At 33.4% G+C, this 18566-nt stretch carries 15 protein-coding genes; 5 read left to right on the top strand and 10 right to left on the bottom strand.

Annotated elements, in window-relative coordinates; all coding sequences use genetic code 11:
- Positions 1–702: 702 nt before the first annotated feature.
- The gene (gene glsA, locus EK417_RS10380; RefSeq protein WP_136522124.1) at positions 703–1716 is read right to left on the bottom strand and encodes a glutaminase A; all 1014 of its coding nucleotides are present in this window, start codon (positions 1714–1716) and stop codon (positions 703–705) included.
- A 522-nt stretch (positions 1717–2238) separates the two neighbouring features.
- Between glsA and EK417_RS10375 the strand changes: the two genes are divergently transcribed.
- From EK417_RS10375 to EK417_RS10365, 3 genes are all read left to right on the top strand, one after another.
- Positions 2239–7107, top strand: coding sequence for a PKD domain-containing protein (locus EK417_RS10375; protein WP_136522123.1), 4869 nt, complete (start codon positions 2239–2241; stop codon positions 7105–7107).
- A 70-nt stretch (positions 7108–7177) separates the two neighbouring features.
- Entirely contained in the window at positions 7178–9043 is a 1866-nt protein-coding gene (locus EK417_RS10370; protein WP_136522122.1) for a T9SS type A sorting domain-containing protein, read from the top strand.
- Positions 9044–9193: 150 nt separating this feature from the next.
- Positions 9194–9892: a DUF1826 domain-containing protein gene (locus tag EK417_RS10365; protein WP_136522121.1), complete on the top strand. Its 699-nt coding sequence runs from the start codon at positions 9194–9196 to the stop codon at positions 9890–9892.
- A 247-nt stretch (positions 9893–10139) separates the two neighbouring features.
- On the opposite strand, the gene EK417_RS10360 is transcribed toward EK417_RS10365, so the two are convergent.
- Positions 10140–10358: a hypothetical protein gene (locus EK417_RS10360; protein WP_110366621.1), complete on the bottom strand. Its 219-nt coding sequence runs from the start codon at positions 10356–10358 to the stop codon at positions 10140–10142.
- 439 nt (positions 10359–10797) lie between these two features.
- On the opposite strand from EK417_RS10360, the gene EK417_RS10355 reads away from it, so the two are divergent.
- Positions 10798–11895, top strand: coding sequence for a calcium:cation antiporter (locus EK417_RS10355; RefSeq protein ID WP_110366620.1), 1098 nt, complete (start codon positions 10798–10800; stop codon positions 11893–11895).
- Between the two features lie 102 nt (positions 11896–11997).
- On the opposite strand, the gene EK417_RS21545 is transcribed toward EK417_RS10355, so the two are convergent.
- Complete coding sequence (locus tag EK417_RS21545; RefSeq protein ID WP_262709820.1) at positions 11998–12129, bottom strand: hypothetical protein; 132 nt, start codon at positions 12127–12129, stop codon at positions 11998–12000.
- Positions 12130–12404: 275 nt separating this feature from the next.
- Here EK417_RS21545 and EK417_RS10350 point away from each other — a divergent pair, with 275 nt between their 5' ends.
- Positions 12405–12674, top strand: a complete 270-nt coding sequence (locus EK417_RS10350) for a heme oxygenase (RefSeq protein ID WP_136522120.1) — start codon at positions 12405–12407, stop codon at positions 12672–12674.
- 109 nt (positions 12675–12783) lie between these two features.
- Here EK417_RS10350 and EK417_RS10345 read toward each other — a convergent pair whose 3' ends face one another.
- The 7 genes from EK417_RS10345 to EK417_RS21700 form a co-directional block, all read right to left on the bottom strand.
- Complete coding sequence (locus EK417_RS10345) at positions 12784–14106, bottom strand: hypothetical protein (protein WP_136522119.1); 1323 nt, start codon at positions 14104–14106, stop codon at positions 12784–12786.
- A 78-nt stretch (positions 14107–14184) separates the two neighbouring features.
- A complete protein-coding gene (locus EK417_RS10340) occupies positions 14185–14871 on the bottom strand; it encodes an ABC transporter ATP-binding protein (RefSeq protein WP_136522118.1) in 687 nt (228 codons plus the stop codon).
- Entirely contained in the window at positions 14855–15712 is an 858-nt protein-coding gene (locus EK417_RS10335) for an HTTM domain-containing protein (RefSeq protein ID WP_136522117.1), read from the bottom strand. The genes EK417_RS10340 and EK417_RS10335 overlap by 17 nt, the downstream gene beginning before the upstream one ends.
- The gene (locus tag EK417_RS10330; protein WP_136522116.1) at positions 15705–16241 is read right to left on the bottom strand and encodes a hypothetical protein; all 537 of its coding nucleotides are present in this window, start codon (positions 16239–16241) and stop codon (positions 15705–15707) included. The genes EK417_RS10335 and EK417_RS10330 overlap by 8 nt, the downstream gene beginning before the upstream one ends.
- Positions 16242–16292: 51 nt before the next feature.
- Positions 16293–16499, bottom strand: a complete 207-nt coding sequence (locus EK417_RS10325) for a hypothetical protein (protein WP_136522115.1) — start codon at positions 16497–16499, stop codon at positions 16293–16295.
- A 92-nt stretch (positions 16500–16591) separates the two neighbouring features.
- Positions 16592–17554, bottom strand: a complete 963-nt coding sequence (locus tag EK417_RS10320; RefSeq protein WP_228457920.1) for a GLPGLI family protein — start codon at positions 17552–17554, stop codon at positions 16592–16594.
- Between the two features lie 715 nt (positions 17555–18269).
- Positions 18270–18404 (bottom strand): helix-turn-helix domain-containing protein, encoded by a 135-nt coding sequence (locus EK417_RS21700; protein ID WP_369073659.1) that lies wholly within the window; start codon positions 18402–18404, stop codon positions 18270–18272.
- Positions 18405–18566 lie beyond the last annotated feature (162 nt).

The following is an 18566-nucleotide window of genomic DNA, read 5'->3' as shown; positions in this document are numbered from 1 at the left end:
TCATAGCATTTACGGTATAGAAATGATTAATGATATCTCATTGCAAAAAAGCTTATATTATATGTATAAATAGCAATTTGCGATGATGAGAAAATAAAAATAATGAAACTGTAATATATCTTTAATCATAAATGTTATTTGATAACAATTTTTTAATGTAAAAATATCTGTTGTTCAAATGCTATTAAAGTATATTTATTGTTTCCTTATTCTTAGAAACATGGCCGGTACAATCTTATATTTTTTAACTATAAATAGTTATAGTTAAAAAAATGTTAGTCAAATATAGGAATAAAAAATAAAATATTTCAAAAACAAGAGAATTGTTTTCAGGTATATTACAAAAAGATAATATACCCTAGATAAGGTTCAAAAATGTAAAAAATACCTTTGTGAATCTGATAAAATTAAAAAGCTAATTTAATTAAAATTAATCAATATATTGTGATTTAATTTGAATTATTTATGAATTTTTTATATCTTTTTGATAAATAAACAGATAGATATTTTTAATAATAATTTAAATATCTTTCCGAAATTCATAAAAAAAACAGTAAGTATCTGATATGCTTACTGTTTTTGTATGTGTTGATTGTTGATGTTTTTTTTGACTAATAAGCCATTTTACGGATGTATTGTGTCGTTTTTATTGATTTGAATAGCTGATAAACGATCTGCTTACTAATAGGTTTACTGAAAATATTAAAATATAGTTAATCCGTACTGCTTTGCCAGATCTAATATCATATGATACCCGGCCAGAGAATTTCCATGTTGATCTAAAGCAGGGCTGAATACCCCGATTCCTATTTTTCCCGGAACACTTACCGTAATTCCGCCCCCGACACCGGATTTGCTTGGCAAGCCCACTGTTCTTGAATATTCACCGCTGAACTCATACATTCCGGCTGTCAGCATTTGTGATTCTACTAATTTTGCTGTATCTGCGTTTTTATAAGTGGCATCTCCGTCGAATCTAACGCACTGGTTGGCAAAAAAGTAACCTATTTTTGCGAGGTCTTCAGCGGTAAGTTCAATGGAACACTGTTTGAAATAATTGTCCAGCTGGTCTTCGTTTCCGGAAATAAGTCCGCTGTTTTTCATGATGTAAAACATACCACGGTTTCGGTGGCCTGTTGATTTTTCAGATTCGTAAACTGATTTGTTATAATCTAGGGATGGATTTTTGGTAATGTATCTTACCATATCCAGTATTTTAAGGAATGGTTTTTCGCCATCTCCGGAGATTAGTGAAGTGGTAAGAATTGCTCCGGCATTCATCATTGGATTAAGCGGCTTTCCCGTAGTCTCAAGGTTTGAAAAGTGGTTGAAGGGTTTATCTGATCCGAAATATCCCATTTTGTCGAAAATATGAGCTTCTCCTTTTTCGTTTACTGCTACCATTAATGATATGATTTTGGAAATACTCTGCATGGTGAATTTTTTATTAACATCACCGGCATTGAATACTTTTCCATTTTTATCAACTACTGAAAAAGCTATTGCCTTAGCATCCATTTTCCCTAGCTCAGGAATGTAATCTGCTACTTTTCCCTGAGTATAATACGTTCTGTTTTTTTCCAGAATGGTACTTAATGTTTTTTCTGAAAGGGTTGAGATATCTGCTGCTTTCTGTGCATAAAGGATTGTGTTTAAGGAAAGAAAAGCTGCAGTACAGATTCCTTTTGCGGAGAGTAAAAAGCTGTTGTTTTTCATATAGGATGTGTTGAAATATAATGTTTATGATAATCCTCAGGAAACAAAGATAAATTATTTTAATCTTGTCGGCAATTCTCATGATTTTTCTTGCAGATTATGATAAGAATGGGTGATACTTATAGGAGAAGATTGCATTGTTGAAAACACTGGAGATTTTTAAGAAGAAATGGATAAAAAGTTTGCTGTTTTTATCTTTTTTTAATGTGATTAATTTTAATATTAATCGTCAATTTTAAGTATAAAAATAATTTAATTTGATTTTTTGTTGTTGATTTTGGTTTTTAATAGGTTAAAATGTATGATTTTATTCTGTTGAAATCAGGTTGTTGCTCTCAAATTGAGCAAAGACAAGGATTTTTTTCCATAACTAATAGGTTGGTGAAATAACATATAATCATGAATTAATCTATATTGTTGGAATTCAATTGTGAAATAATGTTGTTTTTTCACGATTAAATGATTTTTGTATTGTTATTTTTATTAATTTGACAAAAAATTAATAACACTTTTTTAATAACTATGAAAAACAACACCTATTTTGGTAGGCAGCACATCTTCAGATGGCTCCTGCTATGTTGGCTTCTGGTACCTTGGGTACTACAAGCACAAGCTCGAATTACATGGACCGCCCAGGTTGGATGCCAGGAATTCCGCGGCGAAAAAGACGGTCAGATCCCTGACAACGGAATCGCCTATTCCTATATCAATTCATCCCAATGTCTCCGTGTCTGTGAACAATCAACGGTAAAATATGAGATTCAGGGACCGAATGTTTCCAATGTGCAATGGACGGTTTCGGGAGGTACTGCAGCTATTTCAGGACCCTCGAACACCGTGGCCAATGTAAGCTGGGGAGCAGCAGGTAACGGATCTTTACAGGCTGTCATCACCTATAATGACGGAACAGTGGAAACACAGACTATTTGTATTGAAAAGATTAACAGGCCAATTGCTAAATTTGAAATGTTAAATCTTGCCGATACTGTATGTAAGAATACGACAATCTATTTCGATAACCTTTCTGAACAGAACGGCGGGTCGGATATTGTTAATTATTTCTGGGACTTTGGAGATGGTACAACTTCTACCGCTTTTGAGCCTTCTCATTTGTATGCTAATCCAGGAAACTATACTATTCAGTTGACGGTAACGAACAAGTGTGGCTGCCAGGATAGAATTAAAAAACAAATCAAGGTATTAAAAGCAGATCCTGTACAGATCAACTGTGCTTCCGTAGTATGTGAAGGCAGTACTGAAAAATATAATGTACAGGATGGATGCAACAAAGGACAATGGAAAGTTATCGGAGGATCAATTGTTAACAATAACGGTAACGAAATCGAAGTTTTTTGGGATCAGGTTGATCCGCTTGACGGCTTCGGATATGTAATGTACATGTCAGAATGTGCTTGTCCTGAGTGGACGACAATTAAAATTCCTGTTGTTTTAAAAAATGCAAAAATTAAAGGACAGGAAGTGATATGTACTGGCAGACAGTATACCTATTCAATTCCTCAGTGGCCTACAACGAGCGTTCAGTGGAATGTGACAGGTCCGGCAGGAGGTCAGCTGACGAACACCCAGCAGAGAAATGAAATTGTTTTCAAAGCAAATCAGCCAGGTACTTATCACCTTACGGCAAATTATTTCAATACTTTATTGACATGTGAAGGACAGGCTTCTATAGATATCGTAGTAGAAGTACCAGTATTGGTAAGTGGTGGTGTGGATGAAATCTGTGCAGGAACTAGCCAGGGATTTACAGCAGTTCCTAATGTACCGGTGATCTGGAAGGTGACAACGGGAACATCTACTTATACTTCTCCACCAATGACAGGAATATTCAACTACAACTTTGCAACAGCGGGAACGTATACTGTGACGGCTACCAAGCAAGGAGGAGGTTGTGAAAGTAATGGAAGAATTATTAAGGTATTACCAATTCCACAGGCACCTAACGGAACCATTTCCGGAGAAACAAAAGTATGTCCCGGAAAACCTTATGTTTATACCATCAGTTCAGTAGATCCTGGTATGGTACCGGTTTGGAATGTTACCAACGGAACCATTCAGGGAAGTAATGCAGGATCTTCTGTTACGGTTATATTTAATGCCGGTGCTACATCATATACAGTATCTGCACAGAACAAATCTATCAGCAGTGCCGCATGTCTTTCAGCTCCGAAATCGTTTAATGTAACGAAGTTGGACCTTAATACTATTGGTATTAATGCTAATTCAGGACCTTTCTGCCCGAGTAGTACCCAAACATTCAGTGCTAATCTGAATGGTATTGTTCCGGATTTTATGGAATGGTCATTTGCAAGTTCCAATTTCGGAAGTGTAGTGGGAGGACAGGGTACAGCTAATATCACGGTAAACTTCAACGAGATTTCTTCAACAGATACTACTGATCTGATTCTGAAAGTAGTAAAATGCGGAGTGACAAAAATCATCACGATGCCGGTATCTTTAATAAAGCTTCCGGTAGTAAGCTTTACCAATGTTGGTGGAATTTGTTTGGGTTCAAATCTTACTTTTACAGTAAATCAGGGAACCATTACTTCGGCGACAAGTGTGACTTTCACATTTCCTGGTGGAACGTATACTACAGCATTTAATCCTGCCGGAATTTACAGCTTCCCGAATAACGGATATATCCAGAACAATTCAGGAAACAATGTTTCTCAAACGGTTGTTGTAACTTATACAGGTACTAATGGATGTAATTATAAGCCTACGGCAAGTGCTAACTTTATTGTATATCCTGAAACTATTATTACTGTTTCTCCGGTATATAATATTGCAGTTTGTGATCCTGCAACAATGACACCGTATACTATTACGGCTAACAGTTCTACAGGACTTACAAATATCTTGTCTTGGCAATGGTATAAAAATAATAGTATGATACCAGGAGCAACTACCAACTCATATACCATCTCAGGAGCAGGTGCTTTTGGAACGTACAGAGTGCAGGCTGTAGATATTAACGGTTGTGTGGTTTCTTCACAGAACATTAATGTGACTCAGTCTTGCCCGAGCAGTGGAAGTTGTACGGCAAACCCTCAGATTAACTTCGTTCCGGCATGGTCTGCTTGTAACACGATTACTGTTTCAGGTTTAACATACAACGGAACTCCGGATGAGATCCAATGGTTGTCAGATACTGTACTTACTTTAGTTTCCGGTCAGGGAACGGCTTCACCGGTATATCAGACTAATCTTGCAGGCGCGCACATTGTTTTTGTACGTCTGAGATATGGTTCATGCTGGTACAGTAAAGGGGTAGAAGTGAGAAAGAACTATGAGCCTAAATTCAATATCAGTACAGTTTGTAACGGAAGCGGATATACAGTAACGCTTTTCAATACCTCTACGATATTTGAAATCAATCCTGCGTCTATAACCTATACATTTACTTCGCCGGGACAGCCTGCTCAAACAGGACAATCGGCCACGTATAATCTTGCGCCGGGTACTTATACCTTTACAATGACAATGTCTACACCAGGGAAACCAACGTGTACCACTACACAGACAATTACATTAGCTCCTGTTCCTGATACCACCTTCCTGGTTCCAGGCTGGCTATGTGCACGTTCACCTGTTACGTTCAGTCCTATAAACTATGTTCCGGGAAATACATATACCTGGATCTTTGATGGTACCTCTTACGTTACAACAGGACCAGATGCTACAATAACATATAATACTGCAGGAACAAAAACCATTCAGCTGAAAATTAAAACTCCTATGGGATGTGAATATAGTTCTGGTGTAATTGGTGTTAATGTAAAAGAGGCGACTCTGGATGGTGATATGGCGCCTCCTGCTCTGGTAGCTTGTATTGGAAGTGCTCCTAATATCGTATTTACCAGTACGCTTGGATCTCCTAACCAATATATCTGGATGAATGGTTCTCAGGCTGTACCAGGTGCACCAAACTCTCCTGTATTTACTCCAACACAATCTGGTAACTACTGGCCGGTGCTGGTATCATCAGACGGATGCAGAACAAGTATTATGAGTACTAAAGCCATACCTGTAACGCTTAAAAACCCTCCATATGTTAATATAGCAGGAACAGCTAATATCTGTGAAGGATCATCAGCAGTACTTACTGGTATTGTAACGGATAATACATTGGAATATCAATGGAAAAAAGGAAATTCAGTAGTCGTACCATGGACTTCTGCTCCTTATCCGATTGCTCTAAGTACAGGACCATTATCTGCAGGTACTTATGTGTATACACTGGAAGTTAGAACTCCGGGTACTTTAGGATGTACAAGCAGTAAAAGCTTTACAGTTACTGTAAATAGCCCTCCGGCACCAGTTTCGGTAACTTATAATATGGTAAGCTGCCAGCCTTATCAGGTTGTGTTAACAGCATCAGGACCGTCTGCAGGAGTGTATAACTGGAGCAACGGAATGACAGGTCAGTCTATCACAGTATACGAAGGTGGTGCTTATCAGGTTATTTACACTGCACCAAGCGGATGTAAAGTTGTAGGTAATACACAGGTGCCATTAAGTCTTGAGAGTCTGATGTGGGTATTCCCGACAGGATGTTATGATGAATGTCTCAGAAAGAATTATGTTTTAGGACCAAAAGGAGTCTTTGATCATCATGACTGGCAGCTGTTCGGAAACAGTATCCAGAGTGGAAACAATGATTATATTTATCCTTTATATATTGGTGCTGCAGGAACCTATCAGTTACAGATTGATCATCTTGGATGTCAGTTTACTTCCGGAACCATGAATTACTATCCAGGTAAAGAATGTGGATTCGAAACAGAATGTAAACTGGAAGCAAGTATCAAAGATATGAAATGGGTTGGAGATCACTATAATGTGTATGGTATTATCCACAATGGCGGAAGCCAGCCGATCAGCCTTACCGTTTCCAGTCTTAATGGATTTGGAATTTATCTTCCATCCATTATTACGATTCCGGCAGGCGGAGTGTATGATATGAACGCTAATCCATTGGCATTCTATCCAAACTCAGGCTTCCAGGGTGCTGATGAGATTTTATTCTCCAATGAAACATGTAAGTTTACTACCAAAGCGGTAGATCCTAACTGGATGGGTATGAAAAATGCAGGAAGAAGTGTGATGGCAACTTCAGTTTCTTCTCTGAAAATGACCCCAAATCCTGCGAAGGAAAAAGTGAAAATCTCGTATAATACGGGCAATGAAAAATTACTGGCAAAACAGGTTACGGTTTTTGATGCCATGGGCAATGTCAAATTCCGTAAGGAACTGAAAACGGCTTCCGGAGAGGTAGACGTGGAAGTTACCAGCTGGCTGCAGGGTGTTTATATTGTTATTGTACAAACGGGAGATATCTCATTACAAGGAAAACTAATTAAAAATTAGGAGCTTATCAAGCAGTGTTCTCTCCGGAGAACACTGTTTTTTATAGTATGTGATAATTAAAAGAATTTTTATGATACAATTTAAAAACAAACTTTGGGCACTCCTTCTCATACTACCGGGATTATCTTTTAGTCAGGCTTATCAATGGCAATGGGGAAAACAGGCAGGAGGATTAACAGGTTCAGCAGATCCGGGCTTTCATTATGTCTTTGATGAATCCATAAGGGATATTGTAGTGGACAACAACAATAACACTTATTATCTTGCAACGATGCGCGAACAGGGACAAAACCTGAATGGTACTTCTGTAACCAATTACGGGCTGAGTGATCTTTTTCTGTTCTCTGCTGATTGTGCGGGAAATATAAGATGGTCCAGACCCATTGGTGGTTCAGGAGACGGAGAAAATGCATGGCATATTAAAGTGGATAACAACGGAGGATTATACGTGATGGCAACCCTTTATAACAATTCTTATGTAGGAGATCCTGATGCGGTTCCTGTACATTTTGATGATACTCATACACAGCCCTTGTATACTTATTATGACCAAACAATAGAGCCTGCCCATAAAGCAGCTTTTCTGTTAAAATATAATACTTCGGATGGTACACTGGCGTGGAGCAAATCTTTACAGGGAGATGTTAACTATTTCTCCCGTATGTGCGATGTTCAGATGATGTATATGGATTCATCCAAAAATATTCACGCTGTAATGGGATTCAGAGCAGGAACCCATTTAAACGGATTAATTACCGTACCTTCCACCTTTACGTCAACCTATCAGTATTATGCGGTTAAGTTCAATTATGATAATGGAAATATGACCCCGGCGGCTCCTTTGCTTCTTCCTATCACAGGAAATGCAATAAATATTGTTGGAAGAGAGGGAAAAGTGAATGTTGTATACGATGAAAGCTTGAATCGTTATTATATTGCCGGTAAAAGAATGGATCCCGGATTCAGTAATCTGGTTGATCTTTCCTATAATAATGTTCCTTTTACGAAAGCTGCTTATGTATTTGCTTTTGACGGTACTACAGGGGCTGAGGTATGGAGAAAAGAACTTAATAATGGTACAACAAGTACGGATGACGAAATTCATTCTATTATAAAAGACCCGGTGACTTCAGATATTTATATTTCCGGACGTTATTACAACGGAATAACGGTGCCTGCTACTTTCGGAAGTTATACTTTTCCTCTGAGAAGCTATGTGGAGGCCGTTCCGTTTGTTATGAAAATGAATGCTTCAGGTGCAGTACAGTGGGCAAGAACTCCGGAAGCAATGTCTGGTCTTCAGTTTGGCTATCGTTTTACCAAAGGAACAATTGCCATTAATGGAAACGAGATAGCATTCGCCAAAGGAAGCTGGTCTGATGTCTGGGGCAGCTATGCAATGGTACGTCCTGATGGAGACAGATCAGATCCTTTATTGGTGAGACTTAACAAAGATACCGGAGATGTTTTGGGAACAGGAGAGATTCGCAGTAACTTTTATGTTATCGATGAATTTACGGCGGTTGCAGCAGATAATGACGGTAACTATGTAGTGGGAGGCTTTTTTCATGATCAGTTATTTACAGATGCCAATGATAATGTCAATACAATGGCTGTTAATGTAGCAGGAGGGAAATCTCAATCTTTTTTTACAAAATTTGCTAAATCAGCGTGCAGCCAGATGTCAGTAGAAGAAACTGCTGCTCAGGCCGGAATGCAATTATACCCTAATCCGGTTCAGGATGTACTTACCATCAGGAGCAAAGAGCCTTTGGTTTCTTATGAAATCTTTGGAGCAGCCGGGCAGCTGGTAAAACAGGGAACTTTGAATATGATGCAGGAACAGATCGTATTATCTTCTCTTCAAACAGGAGTATATTACATCAAACTTCAAACAAAATCTTCTACAGTAACGGAAAAAATACTAAAGAAGTAACAAAAACAAAACTGAAAATTAATATCCTTATATATAAACGGCATTCTTTGCAAAGGATGCTGTTTTTTTGTAGAGTTCATCTGATGTAATTGAAAAATCTATTCCGTATTTTTGTAAAGAATTAAGCAGCGAAATTGTTTATTCCAACATATGAGCAAAACGTTTTCCGGCCATCATCAAGTAGGTATGGTTTCTTCCTTTTCTGAACTTGTGAATACCCATTTTCAAGGCACTGTGAATGCAGTCTGCTGGCATAGAAATTTAGTGGGTGACTTTAAAGAAATTGCCGCAAAGCTTCAGCTGAAAGATGATATTACAGAAGTTTCCGGCGAAGATCTCTTAGCATTGGAATTGTCGGAAGAGGGGAGTATGGCGAGAGAAATTATCCTGAATGACCTGCAGTTATTAACAGATTTCGGAGCATCTCCGGTTCTTAATTTGCTTAAATGTTATGAGCGCGATGAGGAACTCGGTTTTATTTCAACAGATGTGTACTCCTATCATGTGGACCGTTCACCTGTTGGGACAGATACTTTTTTATGCACTTATTACGGGGCAGCAAGCGATATCATATCCAATGATCAGGTGGAACAGAAAATTTTAATTCCTGAAATCCGGGAACAGCTCAGAAAATTACATGACGGTACTGAAGAAGAATTTGAAGACTTCCTGAAAGAGTATTTCTTTGATCTGCATTATCAGCCTAAACCCAATGCAGAGCCTTTCAATTTAGGGGTTGGCCATCTTTGGCGCATTGCAGTAGATCATCCTGATCAGGAGGCTTTACCTTGTGTTCACAGAGCACCTGTTGAAAATGATGGAGAGTACAGGCTGCTGTTGATTTGTTAAGTGATCTGTTATATTTTCAAAGACAAATAAAATCCAACATCTCTGATATTAGATTTTATTTTTGATAAAAATATCTCTGTAAAACAATACTAAAACATTACCCTTTTTTGCTATTTATTTAAATTTGAAAGAGTAGAAGCTACTGAACATAAAAGGGATACAACTCTCTAATATTCCATCCTTTTTTACAGTTAGAAGTTTTTATAAATATCTGTTTTCGTGGTGTTTAATTGTTTTTTGAGACAATTTATGAAAGATTAATTTCTTTTATAATACTGAGAACCTCTTCACGATTTTTTCTTAGTCTGTTTCCGATTCTTTCCAGCATTTCCTTTTCTTTGCCTTCTTCAAGTTTCAGGTCGTGATCCGTTAATATTGAAAATTTTTCTTTCAATTGTTTTGACTGTTCAATCCAGTCTCCGGGAGTTTTAAAGAATTTTTCGCCTTTGTTGCGGTTTGTGTCCATAAGGTTGAATTTTAGTGTAACATAATTGCTACACTACAAAGTTGGATGTTTTTTCATCTATTGTATTACAGATTATTTTTTTATTGTTGCACATATCACACTTTATAAAATTTTCGGATTGTTAGGTGTCTGGGACAGAGGTTCAAAAAAGAAGGAATATGATCTGAGTTTTAAGAGGAAAGACAAGAATCAGAAAATTTAAAATACTAATAATATATAATTCTAAAATAAGTGGTTGATTATTCGTATCTTGTTAAATAACTATTCTGAACTGTTGAACAGGTCTATAAGTTTGTTTTTATTTACTTCTTTTTCTTTCATTATTTGATATTCTTTAAGAGCATATTCAAATCCTTTGTAAAAACTGTTTTAATGGAAATATATATCCTGTTAATTTTTTCAAGAATACAGTTGATCGCAATAAAAATTACTGTTTTATATGGATACAAAAAAATATTTAGGAATGTGGACGTTTTTGGTTCCCATTCTGGCATGGCTTTCTTATATTGGAAATTCTGTTTTTTCTTCAGGGTATTACTCCGTACTTCTGGCTTTATTTTTAATGGGAAGTGTTTTGGCTGCGGTGTATCATTCCGAACTCATTGCCCATCGTCTGGGTGAACCATTCGGAACTTTGCTTCTGGCATTTGCCATTACAGTGATAGAAGTAGGACTTATTATTTCAATCATGATGGGAGCTAAAGGGTTAGAAACTATTACTCTTGCCAGGGATACGGTTTTTGCAGCAGTGATGATAATCCTTACCGGAATTATCGGAGGCTGCATTGTAATTGGCTCTTTAAGATATAGGGAACAAAGTTTTACTTTACAGGGGGTAAGTACTGCACTCATTACTCTTACCTCTGTTGTTATTTTTGTGCTTATTCTGCCTAATTATACGGTTAGCCATCTCGGAGGAGAGTATACTTCCTTTCAGTTGCTTTTTATTGCTTTGATTTCTTTAGGGCTTTACCTTGGCTTTACCATGATCCAGACCTTCAGACACCGAAGCTTTTTCATTTCTCCACAAAATAAACGATCCGTCAGTCAGCCTGTACAGAATACTCATGAAAAGATTTCCCGCAAGCAATTGTTTATTAGTTGTTTATTGTTGGTTTTGTCTCTTGGAATAGTCGTTTTACTGGCAAAACTTCTTTCAAAAGATGTTGAACATATAGTAGTTTCAGCAGGAGCTCCAAAATCTCTGGTGGGTATCATTATTGCCGGAATTGTTTTGCTTCCGGAAGGGCTGGCAGCATTCAGAGCGGCAAAAAGTGATCAGATCCAAACCTCACTCAACCTGGCTTTTGGTTCTGCTTTGGCAAGTATCGGACTGAGTATTCCTGCCATTGCCATTATATCTGTAATAACCGGGATAAGAATGTCATTAGGAATAGACATTAAATCAACAATACTTTTGGGACTATCCCTTTTTATCATTACCGTTTCACTGGCAACGGGCAGAACGAATATCATGCAGGGAATTGTACTGATCGCTATATTTTTAATTTACCTTTTCATTACGATAGTGCCATAAGTTCCTTGTATTCAAACTAAGGGATTATGCCGGACTGCATAGCCGGGATTTCAAACAGCTTCAGTCCCAAAGTCTAATGTCGTTTTTGATCAGAGATCGTATTCAGTTATGGCTGTTTCGGGCTTCGTTTTCCCTGTATCTTCTTTTATTTATTTTATCTTCCCGTTTCTCTTTTGGAGATTTCGCAGGTGGAGTTTTATCTGATTTCTTTTTTCCGTCTTTTTCTTTTGACATAGTGAAATATTTTTTTGTAACGGTAAATTTGACCCCTTAAAAAAGAAAAGCTTTGCAATTGTTTTTATAAACAATTGAAACAAAGACGTCTTGGAAATGTGGAAGACTTATAAAAGGTAGGATATATGTAAAACTATTCTGGATATATAGAACTTTTTATCCCTGTTTATTACGATAAAAAATTCTAACCGCTGAATCCATAAAAAAGCCTGTTTGAGCATTCATACAGTTTATACGATAAACAGATTTATATTATTAACCCAATAGAAGAAGCTATGAAAACAATACATCTTTTTCAGTTTAAAAATTCCATTTCCCGAAAGCTTCCCTTTTTTAAGGAAGAATGCAGATTAGATAACTTAAATGATTTAATCGCTTATGATCTCATGAATACTGAAAAAGTGACTGAGTTTATTATTGAGGTTCATGATGATTTTATTTTTGAAGATACGCATAAAGAAGACCTTTTAGTGATGTGCCAAAATGCTAAGGAAATAATTGAACATTATTTCGTAACAATAATGAATGATTATGATGTTATCTGAAAATTGATTACAATGAAGTACTTCATACATTCACCCGATTACTGTATAACATTTTTAAAATAGATAGGTAATTTGATCTATTTCTATCATAAATATTGTAAGGGATTTTTTAAAATTTATAATAAAGTATATCAATTAATGGAGATTTTGAAACATAGCTTACATACATGACAATTAATATAATATTTGCTACAGTAGTATTTTTTAATAAATGAATACTTGCTAATTGGAAAATTGAAATAATTGAAAAATTTAATATAAGTAATAAAATAACATGTATCTCTCCAATACGAAAAAAATATGGGACAAGTAATAAACAATAAAAACTCAAAACAATTATAAATTTTGATATAAAATATAATATATACGGAAAGCTATATAATTTTTCATAAATAAACGTATTATAAAAATAGGGTTTACCTAAGAAGAAATCATTTACCTTAGTACTTAATAATAACAATATCACTAATGTAAAAAGGAAAAAATTTTCCTGTACAATAAATGAGAGAATCCAAAAAAGGAAAAAAAACGATAATGATTTATTACTAACGCTAATTCTGAATAAAAAGAAATCTTTTTTTAAAGAACTAATCAAGGATAAGTCTGTTTGATTACCATTAGATCTATTTTCAATTGAAAAATCATCATTTTTAATATCAGTTGAAGAATTATTCAAATAAATCAGATCATCATTACTATTATTATTGGTAAAAATCCTTTTAATTTTAATAAAGGACAAAATATAAGTAATAAGGATAGTTAAAAATATTATTAATAATTTATAAAATGTAAAGTTGGGTTTTATAAAATGTTTTACTGTTATTAGATTTAGTACTTTTTCTTTAGAAATAAAACCAATTGCAAAGTTTTTCACAGGAACATTTAGGTTCTTATAAAAAAGAAAAAGTTCTGAATGGCCTGTAATGTATAAAAGCTTATCATCATAAATAATAAGCAGTATAAAAAAAGAGTAATAAATAAAATATTTGATATACTTATTCTCTAAAAGGTATTCTATGAAATAACAAAGCGCAGAAACAAATAGCAAAAATGGAATACAAAAATATAAAATAGGGGTAATAAATAATACAATATTAACATTTTGACTATTGGCTAAGATTAATGATAAATTTAATACCAAAAGCAGCAATAATGAGATTAGATATATTGCTGAAATTTTGTATAAGTTTTTAAAAAAAGGATGTAATGGAGACAAATCTTCATTTATATAATAACCAGCAACAATGTCTTTTTCTTTATCTCCTGCTATGATAAAAAAAAGTAATACATAAATAATTAAATTAGAGAAAACACCTGAAAGATTACCAATCCAATACTTATTACTAACAATGGATGAATTATTGCAATAAAAAGTAACATAATTTGAGTTTTCATTAGGAATGAGAAAAAAGCCTAATAAGCCTGATAACATAACACATAATAAAAATATTTTTTTATTAATTAAGTGTCTGAAATAGATTGTGGTTAATTGTAAAAAAGACAACAGCATTTAAAAATAATTTTTTATATCTAAATTTTTCATATTCGCTATACTTTCATTTAGTGAAATATTACCGTCCTTCATTACTATGACTTTATCACAATGCTTAATAGCCTCATCTATTAAATGGGTTGAAAATATAACGATTGTATTAACACTTATACTTTTTAGCAATTGATATAAACGATTCCTTTCTATTTCATCTAAGTTGTTAGTAGGTTCGTCCAATATCAATAGTTTTGGATTATTGATAATCGAAATAATGATTGATATCCGTTGCTGTATTCCTCCGGATAAATTTTGAACTCTAATATTTTTGAATGGAAGTATACTAAAGGATTCTAAAAATAAATCTATTTTCGCCCCGATATCTTTTTTTTTAGCCCCTTTGAGCAGCCCAAAATACATGATATTTTGATAAACTGTTAAATCTAAATATAAATTAGGTTGTTGGGGCATAAACCCTATTTCCTTTTTTATTTGGCGATTTTTTTTTACACTTATCTGATTATATTGATAAATACCAGAAGTAGGAGGCGTTAGTGTACTCAAGAGCCTTAAAATGGTAGTCTTTCCAGATCCATTACTGCCTGCTAATATGTGAAGTCCATGTGACAGTTTAAAAGAAATATTTTTTAATATTTGGGTATCTTTTATTCTATAAGATATATTATCAAGCTCAATGTTTGTTGTCATTTAATCTATATTTTTTTAAAAGTGTAAAATCAATATTTATATAATTACCCCATGCTATATAATTTAATAAAATCATTACAGTACCAAACGTGTAAAATTGCATTGTAATCGCTATCATCAGATGTAATATAATGATACAATAAAAAGTAAAAACTCTTGTTTGTTTTATATTTATTAATACAGAATATGATGTCTGTAGTGATACTACAAATAAGCTGGAAAATAAATAAAACACAGAAGGTAAATTTTTAAAACTGATATGCTCTGCAAAATAAAGATGTGAGATTTTCCAAAAGGCACTCCCATTGATCCAATCAACACCAAATAGCTTTCCAAGTCCTGCAAAAAAATAAATTATGCATAAATGTATTTGTGTTAGTCGCTGTATGAAAGATTTTAAAATAATATTGTTTTTCCCTGAATATGAAAAAAAGACATTTAGAAAAAGAGCAAAATTCACAAAAAAATCAGCACCATAAGAAAAGATATTGCTGCTATTAATCATCATGGTATGTAGGAGTAATGCTGCTATAGCAAATATAAATTTATAAAAATCTAAAATTATAGAGATTAAGGAAAAAAAATAGAGAGATAGTAGTACTAATATAGTAGCTTTTGAGCTGACTCCAATCGTTTGAGTTAACTCTGTTATGTGCGAAAAATTTAAGTAATATTTTGGAATATAAAATCCATTATATTTTGCAGGAATATAAGAGTTATCCACATATATATAAATATAATCAGGAAATATTAATAATAAGTTGATTAAACAAAAAAGAGAAATAAGTAACGAATATAGTTTTGTGTTTCTGCAACTATATTCAAATAAATAACTATTCATTTTTTTTAATTTTAGCTATTAGAGTATTATTATTTTTTTCTGAAACTTCTCTGTTATATAGTTCTGAAACGGTTGTTGTAACTATAAATACGCTTATTTCATTTATCTTTTGATGTTTTTGGAATAAATGAGCACATATATTTCTAAGAATAAAATCTCTGCTTCCGGTATTGGCTAACAATGGGTTTATGTAGCTATTAAAAGTATAATACTTTAAACTTCCTTCTATGGAGTTTAATAAGTACAATTGTTCTTTATTATTACCTATAAAAATCAATTTATTTTCTACATTAGATGTATTGGGAGAGAAAAATTCAAACCCTCTGTCTGCACCTAAAAAGTTTTCATAAATCCCTATTGCTTCAATAGTATTTTTTGATATCTTGTTTTGTTTCAAATAAGGAACAATTTGATTTGATATTTTATTGAATTTAGTTTTTTTCTCTATTAATACAGTTAATGCATTATAGTTTATAATCAATAAACTAAGGATATGAAGTATTAGAAGAAATTTTAGTGTATTTTTCATATGTATTAGTACAAATAAGGCTGTTAATTTAACAGCCTTATTTTTTTTTAGTTATTTTACAACTAGAACCCAGTCATGTCCAAATGCAACATACCATCCTGCATTTGCGTCAATACTTTCTTCAGAAGAAGCATTATAACTTTTAACAGAAAGCTTCTCTAAAGAAACTTTTGTGTTGGTAGCATTCGCAAAAACAGTCGTGCAAAATGCTCCAGCGCATAAAAATGCTACTAAAGATTTAGTGATTTTTGATCTCATTTTGAAAAATTTTAATATTAGACATAATTTCTTTCTATTTCGGACAATTCTCTCCCTTCTGGTTTTTTTACAAAAACTTTCTTAAAAATATTTTATTCTAACTCTATAGGATTGTTAATTTCATTAAGTATTCTTTTAACTTTTTCTTCTTCCTCTTTAAAGTTTTCTGCGAATGTTTTACCATTAGGCATCCTATGTTGGAGCTGTTCTGGTTTTAATGTTTGTCTGACACTTCCAAAAGGATCTTTTTTATAATCCTTATAAATTTTGATATATTTTTCCTTTGAAATTGGGATAATATTTTTGGTAGATTCCTCAATTCTGGTTTTTTCATTATAATTATCTACCTTTTTATTTCCTACAAGTACCCAAGTGTAGTCGTTATTGTAGTCATTTATTTTTATAATTAAGCCAGGTAATCCAAAGAATTTGTATGGCCCATCCTGAAATGGAAAATCAGTAGAAAACCATGCTTCCCATTTTCGTCCTCCATAGTTGCAAATAGCTTTTTGTGTCTTATATTCTCCTATCTTTTTCTTTTCCGGTTTAATTTCCCAATTAAGTTTAATATCTTCTTTATAGATAAAATTATCTTGTAATATTCTATCAGTAAATTCAATATTTTTTATCGGAATTTTCTTTTCAATTTTATACGTAAAGTCAGGCATTTTAAAGTTCATTTTCTGTGGATCAATTGTTTGTCCAGACCTTATTGCCTTCTCCTTTATTACTTTTATAATTGAATCTTGTGATATGATTGAATAATCACGATATATGGATTTCTCAGGAGTAATATCTAGTACCATCAATTCCTTTTTTATTTTCGAGGAATCCTTACTCGGCTTATATGTTAATTCATAAAAAAAACGATTTGCTGTGATTTGTGAGAATATTACTGATGAAAAATTAACTAAAATTATAATGATAATTTTCAGTGTAATTTTATGAATAGTATTCATGGTTTTATATTTTGTGTTTTTAATGTTTCTTGCAGCCCTTACTAAGAGACGGATAAAGGTAACTAAATATTTCATAGTTGTTGGAAATATTTTCATTATCTTAAAAGTTTTTGAGCCATTTACTGATATGTTAACTTATGGATTAAAATTTTTCTATTTTTGATTTTAATTATAGGTTGTTTATTAATCAAAAAATAAAAAAATCATATTTTCCAAAATTGGTTACATTTGAACTACCGTCAGAACTTCACATTTAAAGTAATGATGTGCAGAGGAAACACTTAAATCCCCAATAATTTCAGCGATGTAATTTAAATAGAACATATTCTTTAAATACTCGCTTCCAATTGATTTAATGGTTTTAATTTCTTTACAATTTGACGTATTTAATTCTACGATCTGATGATTACCGGGAGTATATTTAAATCCATATAACTGCCCGTTTTTTGAAATCGCTGAATGATCATATCAGAAGTAGCTAAAAGATTCCGTACTACCATCTGTAGTATTGATTGTATAAAGAGATTTTGTGGTGTTATTTTCACAAATAAATGGTATTGGTATTTTGTGAAAAAGTTTTCTTTGAGTAAAAAACAGAATGTTCCAAGCCGTAAAATTATTTATCGTTTGAGAAAAAAGATGAAGGAAAATCAATGTTATATAAATTATTCGAATGGAATTCAAATATTTATATAAAATATATTTAAACACCATTTAAGTGAGATAGAACTTTGTTTTTAATATTTCTTCAAATATTAAATCTCCGATTTAAAATTGTGGTGACTTAAGATAAATAGCATTCTACAAAGAATTAAATGAATCCTTCCAAGTGAGATTTAGGAATAATATGTTTCTTCCCAAGCCGGAACGTTTTAATTTTATCCTGTTTAATCAATTTCCTTACCGTAGAATCCCTGATATTCAAAAGGACGCAAACTTCTGATATGCTTAGGTAATATTTAGCTTTCAGCTTTTATATATCAAAAGTAGCAGTAGTTTTTTTAGTGTATTAATTTTTGAATCTGTACTGAATTCTTCTTTAGATTGATGAAGTTTTTCCTCCTTGACTTTTTCTTGTAATCCCTTTGATTACAGGTGTGAGAACAGT

This window comes from Chryseobacterium candidae, from assembly GCF_004916905.1.
Classification (GTDB): domain Bacteria; phylum Bacteroidota; class Bacteroidia; order Flavobacteriales; family Weeksellaceae; genus Chryseobacterium; species Chryseobacterium candidae.
Note: the sequence above shows the minus strand (reverse complement) of the source record. Positions and strands in the feature narration are given on the sequence as shown.

Coding starts and splice junctions, on each gene's coding strand:
- glsA (WP_136522124.1), bottom strand. CDS start 1,716: ATGAAAAACAACAGCTTTTTACTCTCCGCAAAAGGAATCTGTACTGCA.
- EK417_RS10375 (WP_136522123.1), top strand. CDS start 2,239: ATGAAAAACAACACCTATTTTGGTAGGCAGCACATCTTCAGATGGCTC.
- EK417_RS10370 (WP_136522122.1), top strand. CDS start 7,178: ATGATACAATTTAAAAACAAACTTTGGGCACTCCTTCTCATACTACCG.
- EK417_RS10365 (WP_136522121.1), top strand. CDS start 9,194: ATGAGCAAAACGTTTTCCGGCCATCATCAAGTAGGTATGGTTTCTTCC.
- EK417_RS10360 (WP_110366621.1), bottom strand. CDS start 10,358: ATGGACACAAACCGCAACAAAGGCGAAAAATTCTTTAAAACTCCCGGA.
- EK417_RS10355 (WP_110366620.1), top strand. CDS start 10,798: ATGGATACAAAAAAATATTTAGGAATGTGGACGTTTTTGGTTCCCATT.
- EK417_RS21545 (WP_262709820.1), bottom strand. CDS start 12,129: ATGTCAAAAGAAAAAGACGGAAAAAAGAAATCAGATAAAACTCCACCT.
- EK417_RS10350 (WP_136522120.1), top strand. CDS start 12,405: ATGAAAACAATACATCTTTTTCAGTTTAAAAATTCCATTTCCCGAAAG.
- EK417_RS10345 (WP_136522119.1), bottom strand. CDS start 14,106: ATGTTATCAGGCTTATTAGGCTTTTTTCTCATTCCTAATGAAAACTCA.
- EK417_RS10340 (WP_136522118.1), bottom strand. CDS start 14,871: ATGACAACAAACATTGAGCTTGATAATATATCTTATAGAATAAAAGAT.
- EK417_RS10335 (WP_136522117.1), bottom strand. CDS start 15,712: ATGAATAGTTATTTATTTGAATATAGTTGCAGAAACACAAAACTATAT.
- EK417_RS10330 (WP_136522116.1), bottom strand. CDS start 16,241: ATGAAAAATACACTAAAATTTCTTCTAATACTTCATATCCTTAGTTTA.
- EK417_RS10325 (WP_136522115.1), bottom strand. CDS start 16,499: ATGAGATCAAAAATCACTAAATCTTTAGTAGCATTTTTATGCGCTGGA.
- EK417_RS10320 (WP_228457920.1), bottom strand. CDS start 17,554: ATGAAAATATTTCCAACAACTATGAAATATTTAGTTACCTTTATCCGT.